The sequence below is a fragment of the Ruegeria sp. H8 genome, assembly GCF_056532905.1.
In genome coordinates this window covers 40045-60087 of sequence record NZ_JBQFNY010000012.1, presented here as the reverse complement: position 1 = coordinate 60087, position 20043 = coordinate 40045, and the positions used below count along the sequence as shown (strand labels likewise).

The following is a 20043-nucleotide window of genomic DNA, read 5'->3' as shown; positions in this document are numbered from 1 at the left end:
CTGACTATCCCAACAGATAGATCACTGGAAACAGCATGATCCAGACCAGGTCCACCATGTGCCAAAACTGTGCGCCCGCTTCGACGCTAGTGGGGTCGTCGCGCCAGGCCACCAGCAACAGAATTCCAACCCCGGCGAGGACATGCGCGGCATGAAAGCCGGTCAACATATAGTAGAACAGAAAGAATGGATGCGTTTCGTATCCTATCCCCTGAGACGCCTTGTCGGCATATTCCGCACCCTTGATGATCAGGAACACGACACCCAGAAGCGCCGCAAGGATCAACGCCAATCGGGCCCGCAAACGTTGCATGTTCCGCCGCCAATGCAGCGCCTGTGCGGCCAGATAGCCGGATGTCACCAATACCGCGGTGTTCAAGGCCGCACCCGTGCGATGCAGATGCGACTGCGCCTCGGCAAAGCCCGCCGGATCGGTCAGACGTACCCCCATGAAGGCGATCATCCCCGCGCCAAAAACCAGCAGTTCCGAAATGATCAGAACCCACATCAGGAACTCGCCCGGCAATTCGTCGATCAGAGAGGCATCACTCATGCGCCGACCAACTGGCGATAGATCTGCGGCAGGGCCATGGTCAGGCGATGCGGATCTGGGATGACGGCGAAACCGCCCTGCCCGAACATGCGCGGAAACCAGCTTTTGCCGGTTTTATCGATGGTAACGCCGAACACTGACTGTCCGGCCCGGCGCGCCTCGCGTATGGCCATGCAGGTATCTTCGATGCCGTGGCGCCCCTCGTAATGGTCCAGGTCGTTTGGCTTGCCGTCGGTGATAACCAGCAGCAATCGGCGCTTGCGGGACTGGCTGGCCAGATCTGAGGAACAGTGCCGGATTGCCGCGCCCAACCTTGTATAATGTCCGGGGCGCAGCGACGCGATGCGCTGTTCAACTTTGGTTCCCATCGGTTCGTCAAACCGTTTGCAACGCTGCACATAGACGCGCTGACGCTTGAGGGAGCTGAACGCATGAATGGCGAAATCGTCACCGCAAGCGTTGAGGCCCCACGCCAAGGCCGCCAGCGCCTCGCGTTCGATATCGATCACGGCACGCCCCGTGACCGCGCTTTCGGTGGATCGGCTTACATCCAGCAGGATCGACACCGCCAGATCGCGGGCCTCGGGGCGGGATTGCATCCAGACGCGTTCCGTCCCTTCACCATTTGCGCAGCGGTCAACCTGCGCCCGAACGGCGGCTTCCATATCCAGCTGGTCACCGTCCAGATGGCCCCGGGTCATCACGCGCCCCGGGCGCAGCGCCTCGAATTGGCGCTTGACGGCGCGAATGCGGCGCGCAGTGGCCGGATCCTTGCCGAACTCGGCGGCATCGTCGCGGATATCGGCTTCCGAAAGCAGAACGTTCACATGATCCGGCAGGTATTGACCCGTCCGCACGTCCCATTCGGGATATAGAATACGGCCTGACAGGCGTTCGCGGTTGACGTCTTCGGGCGCCAGATCAAGGTGAAGCTTCAACTTGGTAGGCGGCGCCTTGGAAATCTGGCCAAGACCGATCTCTTCCTGATCGTCAGCCGCCTTCTTGGCGTTGTCGGGATCGTCGTCATCGATGCGACGGTTGATATTCAGAAACTCGGCCCAACTGAGGATGGCTTCGAACTTGTGCAGAATGAAACTGTCGCTGCGCTCGGCCTGATCCGATTTGCGGCGCCGGGCACGGTGTGTCTTTTCGCCGGATTCCTCTGGCGGGCCTTCGGTATCGGGGTTTTCAACCTCGTTGTGTTCCGAGAACCCAACTGCCCGCAACTCCGGCCACAGGGGAACCGGACGCATCGGCTGATAGCCGCGCGGTGCGATCGGGTCGTCGTCAAGTGCCAGAAGGTGCTCGGCCTGATCCGACAGGGGCTTGGGATCGCCCAGCATATGACGGATCAGTTCTTCAACCGCGGCCTCGGCAGGCGGCAGGCTGGGGATGTCGCGCTGAAACAGCACGCCCTTGCACAGCTCGGTATACAGCGGACGCAAGCCAGGCGCATCGTCCAGAGTCGCCTCGACCATATGCCGGGCGGCGATCAAGGCACGCAGGTCGGCACGCAGTGGATCATCTTCGTCAATTCGGGTTCCGGCATGGGCGGCGGCGGCGGCCAACCAGACATAGAGCGCGCCGTTTGCCTCGCGTGCGGGGAATACGGCCAGACGGTCGGGCAGACGCAAAACCTCTCCGTCGAACGAGGCGCGCGGCATCAATTCCGCTTCGGTTGCAAGTTTGCGGCGCCAACTCAGGCGGTGGCGCGAAACCTCGGGTGAGACCGGGCGCAATTCAACGCCCGGACTACCCCCAAGCCCTCGAAAGAGGACTGCCAGCCGCCCCGCGACCTCGGAAAGGTCGACCGCGGCTCCAACATGCACCTGGGGTGCATCGAGGCGGCTGGCAAGGGTGTGCCACAGTTTCCCGATCGTTTCTTCGGGTTCCCATGGCTCAAAGTCGATCCTGACCATCGCCGGCCTCACCCAAAGACGGCGGTGACAAGATCGAGGAGCCCGCGTTTGATATCCTCGTCATCGGTCAGAGGTTCGATCATGGCGGCAAGGATGGCGCGGTCGGTGGACATGCCCTGCGCGATCAGCGTCGCGGCATAGACGACCAGCCGGGTGGACACGCCTTCCTCGAGGTCCTGACCCTTGAGCCCGCGCAGCTTGCCCGCCAGCCGCACCAGCGGCTTGCAGCGTTCCAGCGGCAGGCCGCTTTCCTGCGCGACCACCTCAGCCTCCATCTCGGGCGAGGGAAAGTCGAACTCCAGCGAGATGAACCGCTGCCGGGTCGAGGGTTTGAGGGTTTTCAGGATATTCTGATAGCCAGGGTTGTACGAGGCCACCAGCATGAAGCCGGGCGCGGCCTCAAGCTCTTCGCCGGTGCGATCGATCGGCAGGATGCGCCGGTCGTCGGTCAGCGGGTGCAACACCACGGTCACGTCCTTGCGCGCCTCGACCACCTCGTCGAGATAGCAGATCGCGCCTTCGCGCACCGCGCGGGTCAGGGGGCCATCGACCCAGACGGTTTCGCCGCCCTTCAGCAGATAGCGTCCGATCAGGTCGGCGGCGGCGAGATCGTCGTGGCACGCTACGGTATAGAGCGGGCGGCCAAGTTTCGCGGCCATGTGGGCCACAAACCGGGTCTTGCCGCAACCCGTCGGACCTTTCAGCAGAACCGGCAGATCGTTGTTGTAAGCGGCGGTGAAGACATCGCATTCATCGCCCTGGGCCAGGTAGAAGGGGGCGTTTGCCGCCCCCTCTTTCAGGTTCATGGAGCCATCCATATCCGTCACTCCGCTGGGGTTTCGGCTGCGCCGGGTTCAATGACCTCTTTGCGAGGAACCCAGATCGAGTAGATGAACAGCAGCGCCCCAAGGACAACGACCAGACCAGAGCCAAGACGCATCCAGTAGAAGATCGCGATCTGGTCCTGCACGTCCATGAAGTAGTCTCCGACGACACGTTGCATGTGAGTCTGCACGGTTCCCCCGAAGGTCAGCACGAAGGTCATGAAGACCATGCCGCTGGTCATCAGCCAGAACGAACCCATATTCAGAACCTGATTATAGGGATCACGGTTCTTCAGGATCGGCATAGCGTAGCTGAAGATCGCAAGGTTGAGGCAGACATAGGCGCCGTAGAAGGCCAGGTGCCCGTGGGCTGCGGTGATCTGCGTGCCGTGGGTGTAATAGTTCACCCCGTGCAGCGTGTGCAGGAAGCCCCAGACACCGGCACCGAAGAAAGCCAGCGTAGCACAGCCCAGCGACCACAGCAGCGCGGCCTTGTTGGGGTGGTCACGACGGCCCTTCCAGACCATGACGAAGGCAAAGGCCATCATCGCAAAGAACGGGATCACCTCGAGGCTCGAGAAGATCGAACCGATCCACTGCCAGTATGCAGGCGTGCCGATCCAGTAATAGTGGTGACCTGTGCCAAGGATGCCCGAGAACAGTGCGGCGGCGACGATGACATAGAGCCATTTTTCGACCACCTCACGGTCCACACCGGTCAGCTTGAGCATCAGATAGGCCAGGATCGAGGCCATGATCAGCTCCCACACACCTTCGACCCACAGGTGGACGACATACCACCAGTATTGCTTGTCCAGCGACAGGTTGCCCGGGTTGTAAAAGGCGAACAGGAACAGCAGCGCCAGACCCCAAAGGCCCAGAAGCAGGATGTTGGTAATGGCTGTCTTCTTGCCTTTCAGAACGGTCATCGACACGTTGTAAAGGAAGATCAATGCAGCCACGACGATACCGGCCTTGACCCATTTGGGCTGTTCCAGGAACTCACGCCCCTCTTTGCCCAGCAGCCAGTTGCCTTCGAACAGGTTGAAGACATAGGTGACGACCACGCCCAACGTACCGACAACAAGGATGATCAGTTGCAGATAGGCCAGCTTGGGGGAGTGGATCTCGCGCTCGGCTTCTTCCGGGATCAGGAAGTAGGCCGCACCAAAGAAACCCAGGATCAGCCAGACGATCAGAGAGTTGGTGTGCAGCATCCGCACGATGTTGAACGGCAGAAGCTCACTCAGGAAATTGGGGAATACATAGATGAAACCGGCCAGAAGGCCGCCGATCACCTGTATCGCGAACAACGCCATGGCTACCGCAAAGTAGGCATAGGCGATTTTTTGGGATTCGTATTTCATTGTTTCGTTCCCTTTCTCAGCCTGCCTCGTTGGGCGGCCAGCCCTGCGCGTCGATGTTGTCCGTCCAGATCAGGAAGTTGGTCAGGTCACGGAGTTCTTCGTCGCTGAGGTTGAAATTGGGCATTTGCCGACGACCGGGAATGCCGGTCGGTTGTGCTTCCATCCAGCCCTTGAGGGATTCAAAGGCTGATTCCGGGTCGTCCAACACGCCCCAGCGGGTCATCACGTTGCCGACTTCCGGAGCAAAGTAGGCCCCTTCACCCAGAATCGAATGACAGTTCACACAGGCGTGTTTTTCCCAGACATGCTTGCCCCGCACCACACTGTCATCCAGCTTTGCGGCATTTTCGGAATTGACGATATACCAGTGGGAATGGGCCGAAAGGGCCAGAAAGATGAGAATGAAGAACAGTGACCCGCCATAAAAAATATTGCGGGCCATGCTCTTTGTCATGACGTCTCGCATTGCGCTCTCCTTTGCGCAGATTAGCTAGTGTCTGCAACATGACTGGCGGGACGCGGGAGTGCCTTAACGAAAGTCAAGACTTCTCAAGTATGCTCGGGAACGAGGTCAGATGCCTGACAAACAGCAAGAACCACGAAAAAGCCTGGGGTTCGCCTTGATATCTGAACCAATTGTGAGGAATGTCGCGTCGACATTTTAGTATAGCGGAGTTATCCAAGCGCTTGAGAGAACAAGTGTAAATCCCGTGTCAAAGAGTGATGGGTTAAAATGGCAAACTATTCCTATATCGGTTATACGCCCGGCGTAATCACGGTGAATACGATTGGGCCGGATACGGTTACATTGGATGTCAATTTTGATCCTGACACGGATCGTCGTTTGTTCAGCGTGACAGACGCAGCCGGTGGATTTATTCAAAACGGCGGCGGACCACCCATTGTCGATACTGGCGATGTTTTCAACGGTGACCGCTTCGACAACGAAGACGGCGATGATCTGACGCAGACCGGCACCATCACCACCCTTGATGGCTCGACCACCTTTCTTAGTGGCCCAATTTACCTGGAAGAATCCTATATTCTGTCCAAACCAGGCGGGGGTACGATTACAGTTTATCGTGTGGAAGTTGACGGAACTTTGGGTGGTTACATAACCTCTGAACCCCTTGTGCCCGGCACGACATACTCGATGAACATCGTGAATGTTACGCCGACCAATGCTCCTGACACAACTGATCCGACCACTATCATTGACGTGCCGTGCTTCGTAGCCGGAACGTTGATAATGACTCCAAAAGGTCCGAGGTCCATCGAGGATTTGAAGGTGGGTGACGCGGTCGTCACCGCCGACAACGGACCGCAACACATACGCTGGATCGGCACGCGACATCTGGATCAGGCGGCGCTTCGCGCCCGTCCCAGGCTGAAGCCCATCCGGATCGAGGCCGGTACACTGGGCGATCACTTGCCCCAGCGTGATCTTTTCGTGTCACCGCAACACCGTATGCTGGTCCGGTCGCCGATTGCCGTCAGAATGTTCGACGCCGAAGAGGTTCTTGTTCCTGCTCACATTCTTGTCGGCGTGCCCGGCATTTCAATCGCTGATGACACCCGTGCTGTGACCTATGTCCATCTTTTGTTCGACCGTCACGAGATCATCTATGCGGAAGGCGCACCTTCCGAAAGCCTGCTCACCGGTGCGCAGGCCTTGTCCAGTGTTCACCCGGACGCACGGGCGGAAATTCTTGAATTGTTCCCTGAATTGGATCAGCGCAATTACGTTCCGCTGGCCGCACGACGGATACCGGAAAAAGGGAAACGCGCTCGGGCTTTGGTCCATCGTCATATCAAGAACGCGCGGCCTCTGGTCGCTGAACGATAGGCGCCGCTTGAACCGGCCTCAGGTCTGTTGCACGGCGCGGGGGCCGGTCAGGGCAGGCCACATGGCAAACAGATACAGCCCCATTGCCGCGATCCAAAATCCATCCGCTGTCAGCATCGCCGTCATGTACCCTCCTGCCATGTCGGATCCCAGCCAACGCACAAGCGCTGCAACCGCCATCAAGCCATAGGCAATCGCCATGGGCTTTGGCGCGACAAGGGGACGACCGCTGTGGCCCAAGGCGGCGCGGCTCATTACGGCAAGGGTCATGCCACCAACGCAACCAATGCCCAGAACGTGGAGCGCGCCGATCTCATTTCCCATCCCGATGGCCGCCAACCCCCAGAGAATCAGACCCAGCGCCAGCATCCCGAGACCCAGATGCAGCGCGACAAGGATCGGTTGACGCAAGGCCCAGCCTGTTCTCCAACGCGCCATGCGCATCAGTTGAACACTGCCCATCACCAAAGCAACGGCCCCCGCTACAGGCCCGACATCAAGTGCAAGCACAAGCAGGGGCAGCAACAGCGCCAGAATCATCGTCGCCCTGTCCAGCCTGGCCACGGATACCGGCCACGATGCTTCGGGTTGACCCGCTCTTTTCATGGCATTGCGTGTAAAAGCCGGCGTAATCCGGCCACCCAGGATCGCGATCATCGAACACAAGGTCAAAAGCCCGGCCCGAATGCCGGTATTCAGCGTATCCACCGTGACCCCCATCCATTCCAAATGAACCATAACGTTCGAGGCCAACATCAGAACCAGAAGATACAGAAACACCATATTCTGGGGCTTGGGCCGACGAACCAGTTGACTGGCAATCTTCAGCGCCAGAATGGGAACAAAGCTCAGGTCCACGACTGCGACGAACAAGGGTGGCAACACTCCGGAAAACCAGACCGCCAGACGCCCGGCCATCCAGATCAATGCGACAAGCGTGATAAAGCGGGCCCGCGCCTCGGGCGCACCGGTCCAGTTCGGCACGGCGGTCAGAAAAAACCCCCCCAAGGCGGCCGTTGCATACCCAAAAATCATCTCATGCGCGTGCCACATCACCGGGGGCATCGCGTAACTCTGTTCCATGTAGGGCATCAGTCCGTCGAGCGACGCCAACCATACGCCCCACGCGACTCCTGCAAACATACCGTAAAGACCCGCCGAAAGAAAAAAGACCCGGAACCCTTCACTGAAAACACGCGCGATTACAGCTGTCATGCCTGCTCTCCATAGCTTTTCCCGCCGTTGAACAATGTGTAGTGCCCGCATGACCCGGCGCCCTTAACCAAAATCAAGACTGGGCTTAAACATGTGTGAGAAACACAAGATTTATTGGGGGTTTTGATCTGTGTTTTCTTTCCAAAGTGCTTTGTCTGCACCCTTGCCGTTGACTTTGGTCAAGGATGACATCCACGTGATGTTTCACTCTCGACACCGCCTCACCACGCATATGGAGAGTGATCATGTCACTTGGAATCAGCTACAACAAACCCGGCCGCGCCTTCGGGGTCGGATTGGCAATGTTGTTGGGCAGCGTCGCTGCTCCGACCTTCGCCGAAGAGCCAACTTTGAGCGAAGAAGCCTTTGAATCGTCTAAACAGCTCTATTTCGAACAATGCGCAGGCTGCCACGGCGTATTGCGCAAAGGTGCCACGGGTAAAAACCTGGAACCGCATTGGAAGAAGACCGCAGCCGACGGCACTGTAACCGAAGGCGGCACCTTGCAACTGGGGCAGGAACGCCTTGAAAAGATTATCGCCTGGGGTACCGAAGGCGGCATGAACAACTTCTCGGACATCATGACCGAGCAGGAAATCAAGGATATGGCGACCTACATCATGATGGAGCCGCCAAAACCACCTGAAATGTCGCTGGAACAGATGATGGCGACGCGTAAGGTCTATGTCGAAGAAGAGGACTATCCGACCGAGCCGCTGCACGGCCGCAACTGGGAAAACTTCTTTGTCGTCATCGAACGTGACGTAGGCAAGGTGGCCGTGATCGACGGCGACACCAAAGAGGTGCTGACCCACATCCCCACTGGCTACGCAGTGCACGTTCTGAAAGCGTCCGAACACCACAGCCTGACCGAGCCGGAACACCCCGGCCGCTTCTGGTACACAATGGGTCGCGACGGCAAGATGACCAAGATCGACCTTTGGCAGACGCCGGACAAAATGTTGGTATCCGAAGTCAAGATTGCATATGACGCCCGTGACGTCGCCGTTTCCGGCGATGGTAAATACGTCATCGGTGGTGGCTACTGGCCGCCGCACTTTGCTATCGTTGACGCGAAGACCATGGAACCGGTTAAGGTCGTATCGACCCGCGGCGTGAACGTCGACGGTGAGTATGTGGAAGAAGCCCGTGTGGCAGCCATCTACACCACTCCGAATGAACCCACCTGGATCGTTGCCGTGAAAGAGCTGGGACAGTTGTGGCAAGTCGATTACACCGATCTGGACAACCTTCGGATCGACAAGATCGACAGCGCCAAGTTCCTGCATGACGGGTTCTTCGATCCGACAGGCCGGTATTTCCAGATCGCCGCAAACGCGTCGAACAAGATGGTGGTTGTCGATACCGAAACCCACAAGCTTGAGGCGATGATCGACACAGCCGCGCTGCCGCACCCTGGTCCGGGCGCCAACTGGGTCGACCCGAACTGTGGACCTGTGGCGGGCACAACCCACCTTGGTGTCGGCACCGTGACCGTTTGGGGCAACGATCCTGAAAACCGTCCAGATGACGCCTGGAAAGTCTGCTACGAAGTGGAAACCGACGGCCCCGGCCTGTTCGTCCGCACCCACCCGAACTCGGATTACATCTGGGCTGACCAGACCAAGCATCCGGAACCGGAAGTGCAGCAATCCGTGCAGGTCATTTCGAAAGAAACCGGCGAAATCGTGAAGACGATCCAGATCACTGAAGACGAAGGCAGCGCCGCTGTTCACTTCGAATTCAACGCTGACGGTACCGAGGTCTGGGTTTCCAAGTGGAACCTGTCGGACTCGAAAGAACCCAATGGTCAGATCGTGATCTTCGACGCCAAGACGCTGGAAGAAATCGGCCGCATCGACGGGCTTTATGCCCCGACCGGCAAGTTCAACGTCTACAACCGGTCGAACCACGTCACCTGACGAGGTCAGGACGACCACAGGAAAGGGCGGGCCCCTCGCCCGCCCTTTCCCTGTTTGAGTCATCAGCCAAACTCACCGGCCTGCCACCAAGGGCCAGACAATACAGCCAAAACGGAGCCCGGATATGACCTCCGAACCGGAAAAGAAAAAACCGATCTGGCGCCGGTATTTCCTATGGGGAATGCCTGTGGCCGGTATCGCCGGGGCCTTTGCCGCCGGCATCATCTTCTGGGGCGGGTTCAACACCGCAATGGAAGCCACAAACACCAAGGAATTCTGCATCTCATGTCACGAGATGCGAGATTTTGTCTACGAAGAATATACCGGCACGATCCATGACGTGAACCGTTCGGGTGTGGGGGCTGTCTGTTCCGACTGCCACGTTCCCAAAGACTGGACACATAAGATGATCCGTAAGATCAAGGCGTCCAAAGAGCTGTATGGCAAGATGGTCGGTACCATCAACACCCGTGAAAAGTTCGAGGCCAAACGTGTACATCTGGCCATGAACGAATGGGAGCGGATGAAGGCCACAGACTCGCGCGAATGCCGCAACTGTCACGATTTCGAATCGATGATGCCCGAATTCCAGAAACCACGCGCCCGTCAGCAGCACCTCAATGCGATGACTGTCGGACAGACCTGTATCGACTGCCACAAGGGGATTGCACACTCGGATGCACGCGACCGGGCGGACGAGGAGTATCTGGAAAAGCTTGAAGCACCGAACCCGGACTTCATCCGGCCCATCCCTCCGGAATATCTGGCCAGTCTCGAAAAGATCGAAGCCAAAGAGGCCGCTGAAGCAGAAGCAGAAAAAGCCGCCAAGAAGGCTCAGCAAGAGGCTGTTCAGGCCCAGATCGCTGCGGCCGTTGACGCTGCTTTGGATGAAGAACGCGCAAAAACCTCCGGTGAAGACGCCGCGGCGCCCTCTGGCGGAGCAAGCGACGTTGGGTCCAACATCGAATGGAACGCAGTGGCCGCGGCGGATCTGAAACTGTTCTACCCTGGTCAGGCCTCGTTTGAATGGGTCCAGAACGGCAAGTTCCATGGTGGCGCGCGCCCCCTGACCAAAGGCGGGGATCAGTGCACCACCTGTCACGCCAAGGAGCTGGACACCATAGGCAACAAGATCGTTGCGGGTGGAGATCTGGAACCGACTCCGATCCCGGGAAAACGCGGTGTCATCGACGCAACCGTTCAGGCGGCGCATGACGACGAAAACCTGTACATTCGCCTGCAATGGCCGGACGCGGGTCACAACCCTGCCCCGTTCGTCGATGGCGGCAAGATGGACCCGGACAACCAGATCAAGGTTGCCATGATGATTACCGGCACTGGTATCGAGCTGGGCGATCAGGTGGGATGCTGGGCTTCGTGCCACGCCGACAACACCTATATGCCCTTTGCGCCCGAAGCGGATGCGATCGCCGCCAATGCGGATGTTGCCGGTCGCCTCAATGCCACGGAAACCGTTACGAAATACATCAGCGAAAGCCGCACGGATGTTGAGGTTAAAGGTCGCCGCGGCAAGGCCCTGGGGGGCTGGGACAAGCTGAAGGCCGAGGAACAGATCGAGCAGTATCTGGCCGACGGCACCTATCTTGACCTGATGCGTGTCTACGCCGACGGAAGCGCCACCAATGGCTATCTGTTGGAGCAGCGCGTGGTCAATGATGGTGAAATCGCCGCATCGGCCGAACTGTCCGGTGGCATGTGGACCGTGGTGTTTTCGCGCCCCTTGAATTCGGGCGCGCCCGGTGATGTGCCATTGGAGGCAGGCAAGACCTATACCGTTGGCTTTGCCATCCACGACGATTTTACCGCCGCAAGGTTCCACCACGTGACGCTGAATACCAGCCTGGCGCTGGATGATGACAGCGCGTTCATCAACGTGGTCAAACAATGACGGATCGGGGCCGGGTCAACCGGCCCCGGCCACTCTTGGAAAGGAGTCATGGACCATGAAACCCCAACGCCTTCTTCCCGCGCTGCTGCTTCTGGCCGCGCCCGCCTGGGCGGACGAAACCGCCGAAATCTGCGCCGAGGCCGAAGAGCGCTATGTCGAGTTGTTCGGTCAGCCTTCGTCGGCCGTCGAAGACGCCGAAGTGGTGCTGATGTACAAATACAATTTTTGCCCATCCGAATTGACCGTGAAGGCAGGCACAACTGTCCGATGGGTGAATGTCGACAAACGCACCAGCCATTCCGTTCTGTTGAAGGATGGCAGCCAACCTGAAAGTGATCGCCTGTTCCCCGAGGAATCTGTTGAACTGACCTTACTCACGCCCGGCCCACAGGACTATCTGTGCGGCCCGCATTGGGAGACACAGAACATGATCGGAATGATCACCGTCGAACCCTGAAACAAGGCACAATACAGGCAAGATGAAGGAGCGCGGGCGCAAATCCCGCGCTCCTTAACTTATGTCAAGGAGGTTGGTTTTCAATTGGGCCAATCTTCCCCCATGACACGCCCGGCTCACCCAGCAACGTCTTGCAAACGCAGCGGATCTGCGTGGAATACCGGGTCTCGAAGACTTTCAGACCAAGCGAGTTTGCACATGAGCGGTAAGGTTTTTCTGATTGGCGCAGGCCCCGGCGACCCCGAGCTGATGACCCTGCGCGCACTGCGGATGCTGCAAGAAGCGGATGTCGTGGTTTATGACCGGCTGGTGTCCGCCGACATTCTGAACTTGCACGCGGAAGGCGCCAGGCTGATCCCTGTCGGCAAGGCCCCCAAATGCCACACCGTTCCGCAGGACCGCATCAACGAAATACTGCTTGAGGAAGCCAGCGCAGGTCACACGGTCGCCCGGCTGAAAGGCGGCGACCCCATGATCTTTGGTCGCGGCTCGGAAGAGGCCGCCTATCTGATGGCCCGCGGTGTCGCTGTCGAATACGCACCGGGCATCACGGCGGCCCAGGGGGCGTCTTGTTCGACGGGTGTGCCGCTGACCCATCGCGGGCTGGCGACCTCGGTTCAATATGTCACCGGACATCGGCAGGCCGACAAAGTGCTGGATCTGGACTGGAAACGTCTTGCCGATCCGGACTCGACACTGGTGGTCTATATGGGCGTCGCCAATATCGGTCAGATCGCCATGGGGTTGATGACCGAGAACCTGCCAGGCTCGACACCAGTTCTGGCGGTGGGCAAGGCCACGACACCTGATGAGCGTCGTCTTGTGTCACGACTTGACCAGTTGGCCACGGATGTGCGTGCAGCCGACCTGAAGGCGCCGACGCTGTTTATCATTGGCAAGGTGGTTTCGCTTTATGCCGAACGGCCTGTAGCCGAGCTTCCGGAACAGGCCCATGGCTAAGCTGGGAAGACGAGATCAGGGGATTGTCCCAACATGCACCGACAGATCGCCGGGTCGCTCGGGGTGGGCGGCGCGAACCTGTCTGACCATTGCGGTTCTGGCCGCGACCTCTGCTTTCGCGGCGGATGTCATCGATCCCGATACCCTGAAAAGACTTGTGCATCAGGATTGCGGTTCCTGTCACGGCCTGTCCCTGAAGGGCGGCCTTGGCCCCGATCTGCGCAGTGAGACACTTGAACACTACGACGCGGATGTTTTGACCAGCGTCATCCTTGACGGCATCCCCGACACCGCGATGCCCCCGTGGCGGCCCCTGATCAGTGAAGAAGAGGCCGAATGGATCGCCCGTTACCTGCTGGAACAGGAGGCACAATGAAACACTTCATTCTTGGCCTTGCAGCCACATTGATGATGACCACAGCGCAGGCTGAACCGACCGCGACAGGCGACCTTGGTCTGGTCATCGAACGCGCCAAGGGCTCGGTTCTGCTGGTGGATCAATCCGACCGTGCAGCTCTGGCCCGGATCGAGGGATTGGGTGATCTGTCGCATGCGTCTTTGGTCTATTCGCCTGATGAACGGTATGCCTATGTGTTTGGCCGCGACGGCGGGCTGACCAAGATCGACATCGTGACCCGCCAGATCGTGAACCGCGTCGTGCAGGCCGGCAACGCCATCGGCGGGGCGATTTCGGACGACGGCAAGCTTGTGGCGGTGTCGAATTACGAACCCGGTGGCGTGCGCGTATTCGATGCGGACACGCTTGAGATGATCGCGGACATCCCGACCGACAGCAAAACCATCGGCCTGGTCGATGCGCCCGGTCGGCGGTTCGTTTTCACGATGTGGGACACTGGGGAAACCTGGATTGCCGATTTCGCAAAAGGCGCACCAGAGATCACCAAGATCCCGGACATGGGCAAGAACCCCTATGACGCGCTGATCACTGCCAATGGCCGCACCTATATCACCGGTCTGTTTGGCGAGGACGGCCTGACCGCGCTGGATCTGTGGGCCGAAACCCCCGAACCGATCCGGGTTCTACCCGATTACGGGCGTGGTCAGGAAGAAATGCCGGTCTACAAGATGCCTCATCTGGAAGGCTGGGCGCTGACGGGCCGCGAGTTCGTTTTGCCCGCTGTCGGCCATCACGAGGTTCTGTGGATCGACGCCGACACTCTGACCGAAACGGGACAGACCAAAACCCACGGGCAACCGGTCTTTGCCATGGCCCGTCCCGATGGGCGGCAGGTCTGGGTGAATTTCGCCCACCCGCTGAATGACACCATTCAGGTGATCGACAGTGTCAGCAAACAGATCATCCACGAATTCAAGCCCGGCCCCGCAGTCTTGCACATGGAGTTCACGCCACGCGGGCATGAAGTCTGGATCAGCGTGCGCGATGCCAACAAGGTCATGGTCTACGACACGCACAGTTTTGAAAAACTGCGCGAGATCGACGCGGACAGCCCGTCCGGCATCTTCTTCACCGCCCGTGCGCACAGAACGGGGCTGTAACCGATGCGACATATCACGGACCCGATCGACCGCCGCCTGCTGGACGAATTTCAGCGCGACTTCCCGATCACCGATAGACCGTTCCAGATGCTGGGTAACGCACTCGGGCTGGACGAAGCCGAAGTCATTCATCGCTTGTCCCGGATGCGCGCCACAGGCCGCATTACACGGGTTGGCGCCACCATCACGCCCGGCGCGGTGACGGCCAGCACCCTGGCTTCCGTGGCGGCTCCGGAAGATCGGTTGGAGGAGGTCGCCGCCCTGATCGATGCCGAACCCGGCGTGAATCACAATTATCAACGCGAAGACGCGTGGAACCTGTGGTTTGTCGCGACCGGGCCGGACCGCGCGCATGTCAACGATACCCTTGCGCGGATCAGTCGATCCACCGGATTGCAGGTGCTGGACCTGCGGCTGGTGCGCCCTTTCAACGTGGATCTTGGTTTTCGCATGACTGGCGGAGCCAAAAACGTGCCCTCGGCACGAAAGGTCGATGCATCCGTCATGCGCGAGGGCGATCGTTGCCTGCTACAGTCTCTGAGTTCCGGGCTGTCTTTGGTGTCAGAACCCTATGCCGCTCTGGCTCGTTCGCTGAAACGGGATGTCACCGACGTGATGGAGCGGATCGAAGCCCTGCATGCCGCCGGAATAATCTCGCGGCTCGGCGTCATTGTGCGTCACCGGGCGCTTGGCTGGTCGGCCAATGCGATGGTGGTCTGGGACCTGCCGGCAGAACAGATTGAAACCGCTGGGCCAGCCTTGGCAGCCTTCCCGGGAGTGACCCTGTGCTATGAGCGGAATCCGGTTCCCGATGTCTGGCCATATCGCCTGTATTCCATGATCCACGCCCGCACACGCAAAGAAGCTTTGGATGTTCTGGCCGGTGCGATTGCATTGCCCGAATTGGCCGGAGCACGGAACAAGGTCCTGTTCTCAACCCGCTGTTTCAAACAGACCGGCGCGCTGATTCAAGCAAAGGAGGTCGCCGCATGACGCTGGACCAAACGGATCGCGCGATCCTGAATCGTATGCAAGAGGATCTGCCGCTTACTTCGCACCCTTACGCAACCGTCGCCGCAGAGCTTGGCCTGTCCGAGGCGGAATTGCTGTCGCGTCTGAGACGTATGAAAGATGACCGCGTCATCACGCGCTTCGGTCCGTTTTTCGACGCTGCGGCCATGGGTGGGGCTTTCTGCCTTTGCGCAATGGCCGTTCCAGACGAAGAATTCGAAACCGTCCTGACCAAAGTCAATGCACATCCCGAGGTGGCACATAACTATGAACGCACGCACCGGCTGAACATGTGGTTCGTGCTGGCCACCGAAACACCCGAGGGGATCGAGGCCACCGCCGATGCCATCGAACGGGAAACGGGGATCAGTGTTCTCCGTTTCCCCAAACTTCAGGAATTTTTCATCGGCTTCCGGGTGGCGGCATGATCGACGCAACAGACAGACAAATCATCGAGTCGCTTCAGGGGGGACTGCCCTTGGTGGCCGCGCCCTATGCGCGGGTCGCTGCCGATCTGGGCCTGACCGAGGCCACCCTGCTGGACCGGCTGGCCGCGCTGAAGGCGCGCGGGGTGATCCGACGGATCGCCGCAGCCCCCAATCATTACAAGCTGGGCATGACGTCGAACGGCATGACCGTCTGGAACGTGCAGGATGACCTGATCACCGAACTGGGCGCTCATATCGGGGCACTGCCCTTCGTCACCCATTGTTATGAACGGCCCCGTGCCCTGCCCGACTGGCCCTACAACCTGTTCGCCATGGTTCATGGCAGCACGCCCGACGAGGTCGAAGACAAACGCGGCCAGATCGCCGCGATTCTGGGATCGGCCTGCCGCGGCAGCGACATCCTTTATTCCACGCGCATCCTGAAAAAGACCGGACTGCGCCTGAAACAGAAAGGCTGAAACATGTTCCGCCTGACCGAATACATGCATCAGCTGGTCAAGCCGACTCCGGTGCGCAAACGGCGCCCCGGCCCGGTAAAGCCGGTTGTGATCTGGAATCTGACGCGGCGCTGCAACCTGAAGTGCCGCCATTGCTACACCGTCTCGGCGGATGTCGCGTTCCCGGGTGAGCTCAGCCATGAGCAAGCCATGGTAACCCTTGAGGATCTGGGCCAGTTTCGCGTCCCGGCCCTGATCCTCTCGGGTGGGGAACCGTTGGATCGGTTCGATTTCTTCGACATTGCAAAACGCGCCCGTGATCTGGTGCCAATGCTGGCCTTGTCGACCAACGGGACCCGGATCCATGACGAAACCGCCGATATGATAGCGGATGTGGGCTTCAACTATGTCGGCATCTCGCTGGACGGGATCGGAGCGACGAATGACTGGTTTCGTGGCGTCGAGGGCGCTTTTGCGGACGCCCTGCGCGGTGTGCGAGAGTGTAAAAAGCGCGGCATCAAGGTTGGTCTGCGGTTCTGCCTGACCGAAGGCACGCAACATCACTTGCCTGACTTGCTGAGCCTTTGTGATGATGAAGGTGTCGACAAGTTCTACCTGTCGCATCTTGTCTATGCGGGGCGCGGCGACAAGAACCGGGGCGAAGATGCCGCGCATCAGCGCACGCGCAAAGGCCTGGATCTGTTGCTGGAACGCGCCTGGGAAGCCGCATCGGGCGGTCGTCCGCTGGATATCGTGACCGGGAACAATGACGCTGATGCCGGATATTTCCTGAACTGGATTCGCACGCATTTCGACGCCGACAAGGCTGCACATGTGCGTGCGCACCTGGCCGCGTGGGGTGGAAACTCAAGTGGTTTGGGTGTTGCCAATATCGACAATCTCGGCCGGGTCCATCCGGACACTTACTGGTCTGACTACACGGTGGGCAACGTAAAGACCAAATCGTTTTCCGAACTCTGGACCAGCGATGATCCGATGCTTGCCATGCTACGCACCCGCCCACGCCCGCTGAAGGGGCGTTGCGGAGCCTGCGAACTCAAAGACGTGTGCGGCGGCAATACCCGCATCCGCGCCCTGCAATTGACCGGTGATCCCTGGGCCGAGGATCCAGCCTGTTACCTGTCCAACCAGGAAATCGGTGTGGATGATGCAGGGGAACGCCTTCAGGTCACACCGTTTCGGGGGAAAAGCCATGATCCGGCGCATCAGTTCTTTTGACACCGTAAGTGCGAGGTTTTCAACCGCTGCGCCTGTGGCGCGTGCGGGAACCTCCGGCGGGAGTATTTTTGAAAAGATGAAGATTGGGGCATTATGCTCGATCCTGGGTGCGGGTGTCGCCTGGGCCGACGCGCCTTCGGACTATGCGGAGCATTGCGCCTCATGCCATGGCGAGAACCGTCTGGGCGGTGTTGGCCCCGCGCTGATCCCTGAAACGCTCAAACGCATGCGGGGTCCCCGGGTTGCCGCGGTAATCGCGGAAGGGCGCGCGGCGACACAGATGCCGGCCTTCTCGCACGAGCTGGATGCCCTGCAAATCGAAGAGCTGGCCGGTTGGTTGAAATCGCCGTTGGAATCCGACCCCGAATGGGACGAGGCCCAGATACTGGCCAGCCGGACGCTGGACGAGGACTATGTACCGGTGGATGCGCCCGTCTGGGACAGCGACCCGATGAACATCACCTTGGTGGTGGAAACCGGCGATCACCATGTCAGCGTTCTGGACGGCGACACGTTCGAGGTTCTGGACCGGTTCGAAACCCCCTTCGCCGTGCATGGCGGCCCCAAGTTCAGCCCGGATGGGCGGTATGTCTTCATCATGTCGCGCGACGGGTGGGTCCAGAAGTACGACATCTGGGCGCTGAAACAGGTGGGCCGTGTGCGTGCCGGGCTGAACAGCCGCAATATTGCAATGTCGGGCGATGGCAAATGGGTAGCCGTGGCGAATTACCTGCCCAACAGCCTGACGGTATTGTCCACCGAAGACCTTTCCGTCGCAAAGGTCATCGAGGTCAAAAGCAAGAAGGGCCTGCCGAGCCGCGTCTCTGCCGTCTATCAGGCCCCGCCGCGCGAGAGCTTTGTTCTGGCGCTGAAGGATGTGCCCGAGATTTGGGAAGTGTTCTACGGCGCCAATCCCCCGCAATCCGGGCTTGGTCATGATTTCCGTATCGAAGGCCAGTTCAAGAACCCTGATCCTTTCCCTGTGCGCAAGATCACCACAGCTGACTATCTGGACGATTTCTTTTTCGACCAGAGTTATGAATATGTCATGGGGGCGTCCCGCGATGGCAAGGGCGGGCAAGTGATTGATCTGGTGATCGGGTACAAGGTGGCCGATCTGGATTTGCCCGGAATGCCGCATCTGGGCTCGGGGATCACATGGAAACACGGCGATACGACCGTGATGGCCACGCCGCACCTGACAGATGGCGCCGTGTCGGTGATCGACATGGAAAGCTGGGAAACCGTCAAACGGATCAAGACCGAAGGCCCTGGGTTTTTCATGCGCAGCCATGAGAATTCGCCTTATGTCTGGGCAGACGTTTTCTTTGGCCCCAACAAGGACGCGATGCACGTCATCGACAAGCAAAGCCTTGAAATCGTGAAAACACTGCGCCCTGCGCCGGGCAAGACCGTGGCCCATGTCGAGTTCACCAGAGATGGCAGCCACGCACTGGTTTCGATCTGGGAAGATGACGGCGCGGTGATCGTCTATGACGCGCAGACGCTGGAAGAAACCCGCCGCCTGCCGATGCGCAAACCTTCGGGGAAATACAATGTCTGGAACAAGATTACCTTCTCGGAAGGAACCAGCCACTGAGGGGAAATGGCCAGTTTGGAAACTGGCCATTCTGCTGTATCCGGCCACGGCGTTGACCGTGGCCATCAACCTGTTTTTGCTCGGGCTTATCCTGCACAGCGTCGGGTTCGGCGCAATTGAACCGGTGCCGGCGATCCTCTGGTCGATTCCGCTGGGCATTCCTGCGGCATGGCTGGCCGGTCGGTGGCTGCGCGGATTGATGGACGAGGCCGACGGGTAGGTGCAAATTTTCAGACACCTGACCTAAGTCAAGTCTTCGCCTGGAAGAATCCCCTAAGTTTTTGAAAAGAACGCCGAGCTGGATTCTCAATGCCTACCGTCCGCCCCCCGCATAGCCTGTTTGATCGCGTGTCCCGCGCGGTGTGCGGTTTGGTGGGTATTTTCCTGTTGCTTTTGCAGATGCTTGGCCCGGTGCTGGCGAGTCCCGGGGACAGCATGTGGATCGAGATCTGCTCGGAGGCAGGGGCGGTCTGGGTTGAAGTGGACCTTGAGGAAGGCACTGATGACCCGACCGCGCCTTGCCCGAAATGCGCCGATTGCGCGCTGTGCGCGGTGACAACGGCAGCCCCGCTGCCGGATCTGCCGCTGCTGATGCAATCCGAAAATGTACGGATAGTACCCGCTGCAATCGGGAATCTGTGCATTTTGTACAACTCAAGGCGACTGTGGCCCGAAACCCGAGGGCCCCCGTTCGCGACCCAAGAAGAATTTGAACGCGCCCTGCGCGCGTCCGTGGCGTCCACCCTAGCAATCGGAGGTGCGCCGTGGTCGTAAGTCGCGCAATCCATTTCCTGCTGGCTTTCACTCTGTCCTGCCT

The 20043-nt window shown here is 59.2% G+C and carries 20 protein-coding genes; 14 read left to right on the top strand and 6 right to left on the bottom strand.

Translation table 11 applies throughout. The features are described 5' to 3' along the window. Positions 1–4 precede the first annotated feature (4 nt). From ACR0A2_RS20055 to ACR0A2_RS20035, 5 genes are read right to left on the bottom strand one after another with little or no spacing between them, the layout of a single operon-like run. Positions 5–553 carry a cytochrome c oxidase subunit 3 gene (locus tag ACR0A2_RS20055; RefSeq protein WP_171119350.1) on the bottom strand — a complete coding sequence of 183 codons (549 nt, stop codon included), beginning with the start codon at positions 551–553 and terminating at the stop codon, positions 5–7. Next, positions 550–2472, bottom strand: coding sequence for a nitric oxide reductase activation protein NorD (locus tag ACR0A2_RS20050; protein WP_480836875.1), 1923 nt, complete (start codon positions 2470–2472; stop codon positions 550–552). The genes ACR0A2_RS20055 and ACR0A2_RS20050 overlap by 4 nt, the downstream gene beginning before the upstream one ends. A gap of 8 nt (positions 2473–2480) precedes the next feature. Further along, positions 2481–3290, bottom strand: a complete 810-nt coding sequence (locus tag ACR0A2_RS20045) for a CbbQ/NirQ/NorQ/GpvN family protein (protein ID WP_438826502.1) — start codon at positions 3288–3290, stop codon at positions 2481–2483. Positions 3291–3295: 5 nt separating this feature from the next. Beyond that, the gene (locus tag ACR0A2_RS20040) at positions 3296–4663 is read right to left on the bottom strand and encodes a cbb3-type cytochrome c oxidase subunit I (RefSeq protein WP_152460361.1); all 1368 of its coding nucleotides are present in this window, start codon (positions 4661–4663) and stop codon (positions 3296–3298) included. 16 nt (positions 4664–4679) lie between these two features. Next, positions 4680–5129, bottom strand: coding sequence for a c-type cytochrome (locus tag ACR0A2_RS20035; protein WP_152460362.1), 450 nt, complete (start codon positions 5127–5129; stop codon positions 4680–4682). A 267-nt stretch (positions 5130–5396) separates the two neighbouring features. Between ACR0A2_RS20035 and ACR0A2_RS20030 the strand changes: the two genes are divergently transcribed. After that, positions 5397–6509 (top strand): Hint domain-containing protein, encoded by a 1113-nt coding sequence (locus tag ACR0A2_RS20030; RefSeq protein ID WP_480836872.1) that lies wholly within the window; start codon positions 5397–5399, stop codon positions 6507–6509. Positions 6510–6527: 18 nt separating this feature from the next. Here the strand turns inward: ACR0A2_RS20030 and ACR0A2_RS20025 are convergent, their stop codons facing one another. After that, positions 6528–7724, bottom strand: coding sequence for an NnrS family protein (locus tag ACR0A2_RS20025; RefSeq protein WP_480618841.1), 1197 nt, complete (start codon positions 7722–7724; stop codon positions 6528–6530). A 245-nt stretch (positions 7725–7969) separates the two neighbouring features. Between ACR0A2_RS20025 and ACR0A2_RS20020 the strand changes: the two genes are divergently transcribed. From ACR0A2_RS20020 to ACR0A2_RS19960, 13 genes are all read left to right on the top strand, one after another. Then, positions 7970–9646 carry a cytochrome D1 domain-containing protein gene (locus ACR0A2_RS20020; RefSeq protein ID WP_171119354.1) on the top strand — a complete coding sequence of 559 codons (1677 nt, stop codon included), beginning with the start codon at positions 7970–7972 and terminating at the stop codon, positions 9644–9646. Between the two features lie 124 nt (positions 9647–9770). Next, positions 9771–11555 carry a NapC/NirT family cytochrome c gene (locus tag ACR0A2_RS20015; protein WP_480836869.1) on the top strand — a complete coding sequence of 595 codons (1785 nt, stop codon included), beginning with the start codon at positions 9771–9773 and terminating at the stop codon, positions 11553–11555. A 55-nt stretch (positions 11556–11610) separates the two neighbouring features. Continuing rightward, a complete protein-coding gene (locus ACR0A2_RS20010) occupies positions 11611–12012 on the top strand; it encodes a cupredoxin domain-containing protein (protein ID WP_171232084.1) in 402 nt (133 codons plus the stop codon). 198 nt (positions 12013–12210) lie between these two features. Next, on the top strand, positions 12211–12972 hold the full coding sequence (gene cobA / locus ACR0A2_RS20005) for a uroporphyrinogen-III C-methyltransferase (RefSeq protein ID WP_480836867.1): 762 nt from the start codon (positions 12211–12213) through the stop codon (positions 12970–12972). Beyond that, positions 12965–13348, top strand: coding sequence for a c-type cytochrome (locus tag ACR0A2_RS20000; protein WP_171119357.1), 384 nt, complete (start codon positions 12965–12967; stop codon positions 13346–13348). Before cobA ends, ACR0A2_RS20000 begins: the two co-directional genes overlap by 8 nt. Continuing rightward, positions 13345–14490: a cytochrome D1 domain-containing protein gene (locus ACR0A2_RS19995; RefSeq protein WP_480446447.1), complete on the top strand. Its 1146-nt coding sequence runs from the start codon at positions 13345–13347 to the stop codon at positions 14488–14490. The genes ACR0A2_RS20000 and ACR0A2_RS19995 overlap by 4 nt, the downstream gene beginning before the upstream one ends. A 3-nt stretch (positions 14491–14493) precedes the next feature. Next, positions 14494–15483 (top strand): siroheme decarboxylase subunit beta, encoded by a 990-nt coding sequence (ahbB, locus tag ACR0A2_RS19990; RefSeq protein ID WP_480836865.1) that lies wholly within the window; start codon positions 14494–14496, stop codon positions 15481–15483. Beyond that, positions 15480–15929 carry an Lrp/AsnC family transcriptional regulator gene (locus ACR0A2_RS19985; protein ID WP_480836863.1) on the top strand — a complete coding sequence of 150 codons (450 nt, stop codon included), beginning with the start codon at positions 15480–15482 and terminating at the stop codon, positions 15927–15929. Before ahbB (ACR0A2_RS19990) ends, ACR0A2_RS19985 begins: the two co-directional genes overlap by 4 nt. Next, positions 15926–16408, top strand: coding sequence for a siroheme decarboxylase subunit beta (gene ahbB / locus ACR0A2_RS19980; RefSeq protein WP_480446450.1), 483 nt, complete (start codon positions 15926–15928; stop codon positions 16406–16408). The genes ACR0A2_RS19985 and ahbB (ACR0A2_RS19980) overlap by 4 nt, the downstream gene beginning before the upstream one ends. A gap of 3 nt (positions 16409–16411) precedes the next feature. Next, positions 16412–17626 (top strand): heme d1 biosynthesis radical SAM protein NirJ, encoded by a 1215-nt coding sequence (gene nirJ, locus ACR0A2_RS19975; protein WP_480446451.1) that lies wholly within the window; start codon positions 16412–16414, stop codon positions 17624–17626. 76 nt (positions 17627–17702) lie between these two features. Beyond that, a complete protein-coding gene (locus ACR0A2_RS19970; protein ID WP_480836860.1) occupies positions 17703–19226 on the top strand; it encodes a cytochrome D1 domain-containing protein in 1524 nt (507 codons plus the stop codon). Beyond that, positions 19183–19446 carry a hypothetical protein gene (locus tag ACR0A2_RS19965; RefSeq protein ID WP_152460375.1) on the top strand — a complete coding sequence of 88 codons (264 nt, stop codon included), beginning with the start codon at positions 19183–19185 and terminating at the stop codon, positions 19444–19446. Before ACR0A2_RS19970 ends, ACR0A2_RS19965 begins: the two co-directional genes overlap by 44 nt. Positions 19447–19535: 89 nt before the next feature. Continuing rightward, positions 19536–20000 (top strand): DUF2946 family protein, encoded by a 465-nt coding sequence (locus ACR0A2_RS19960; protein ID WP_480836858.1) that lies wholly within the window; start codon positions 19536–19538, stop codon positions 19998–20000. Positions 20001–20043 lie beyond the last annotated feature (43 nt).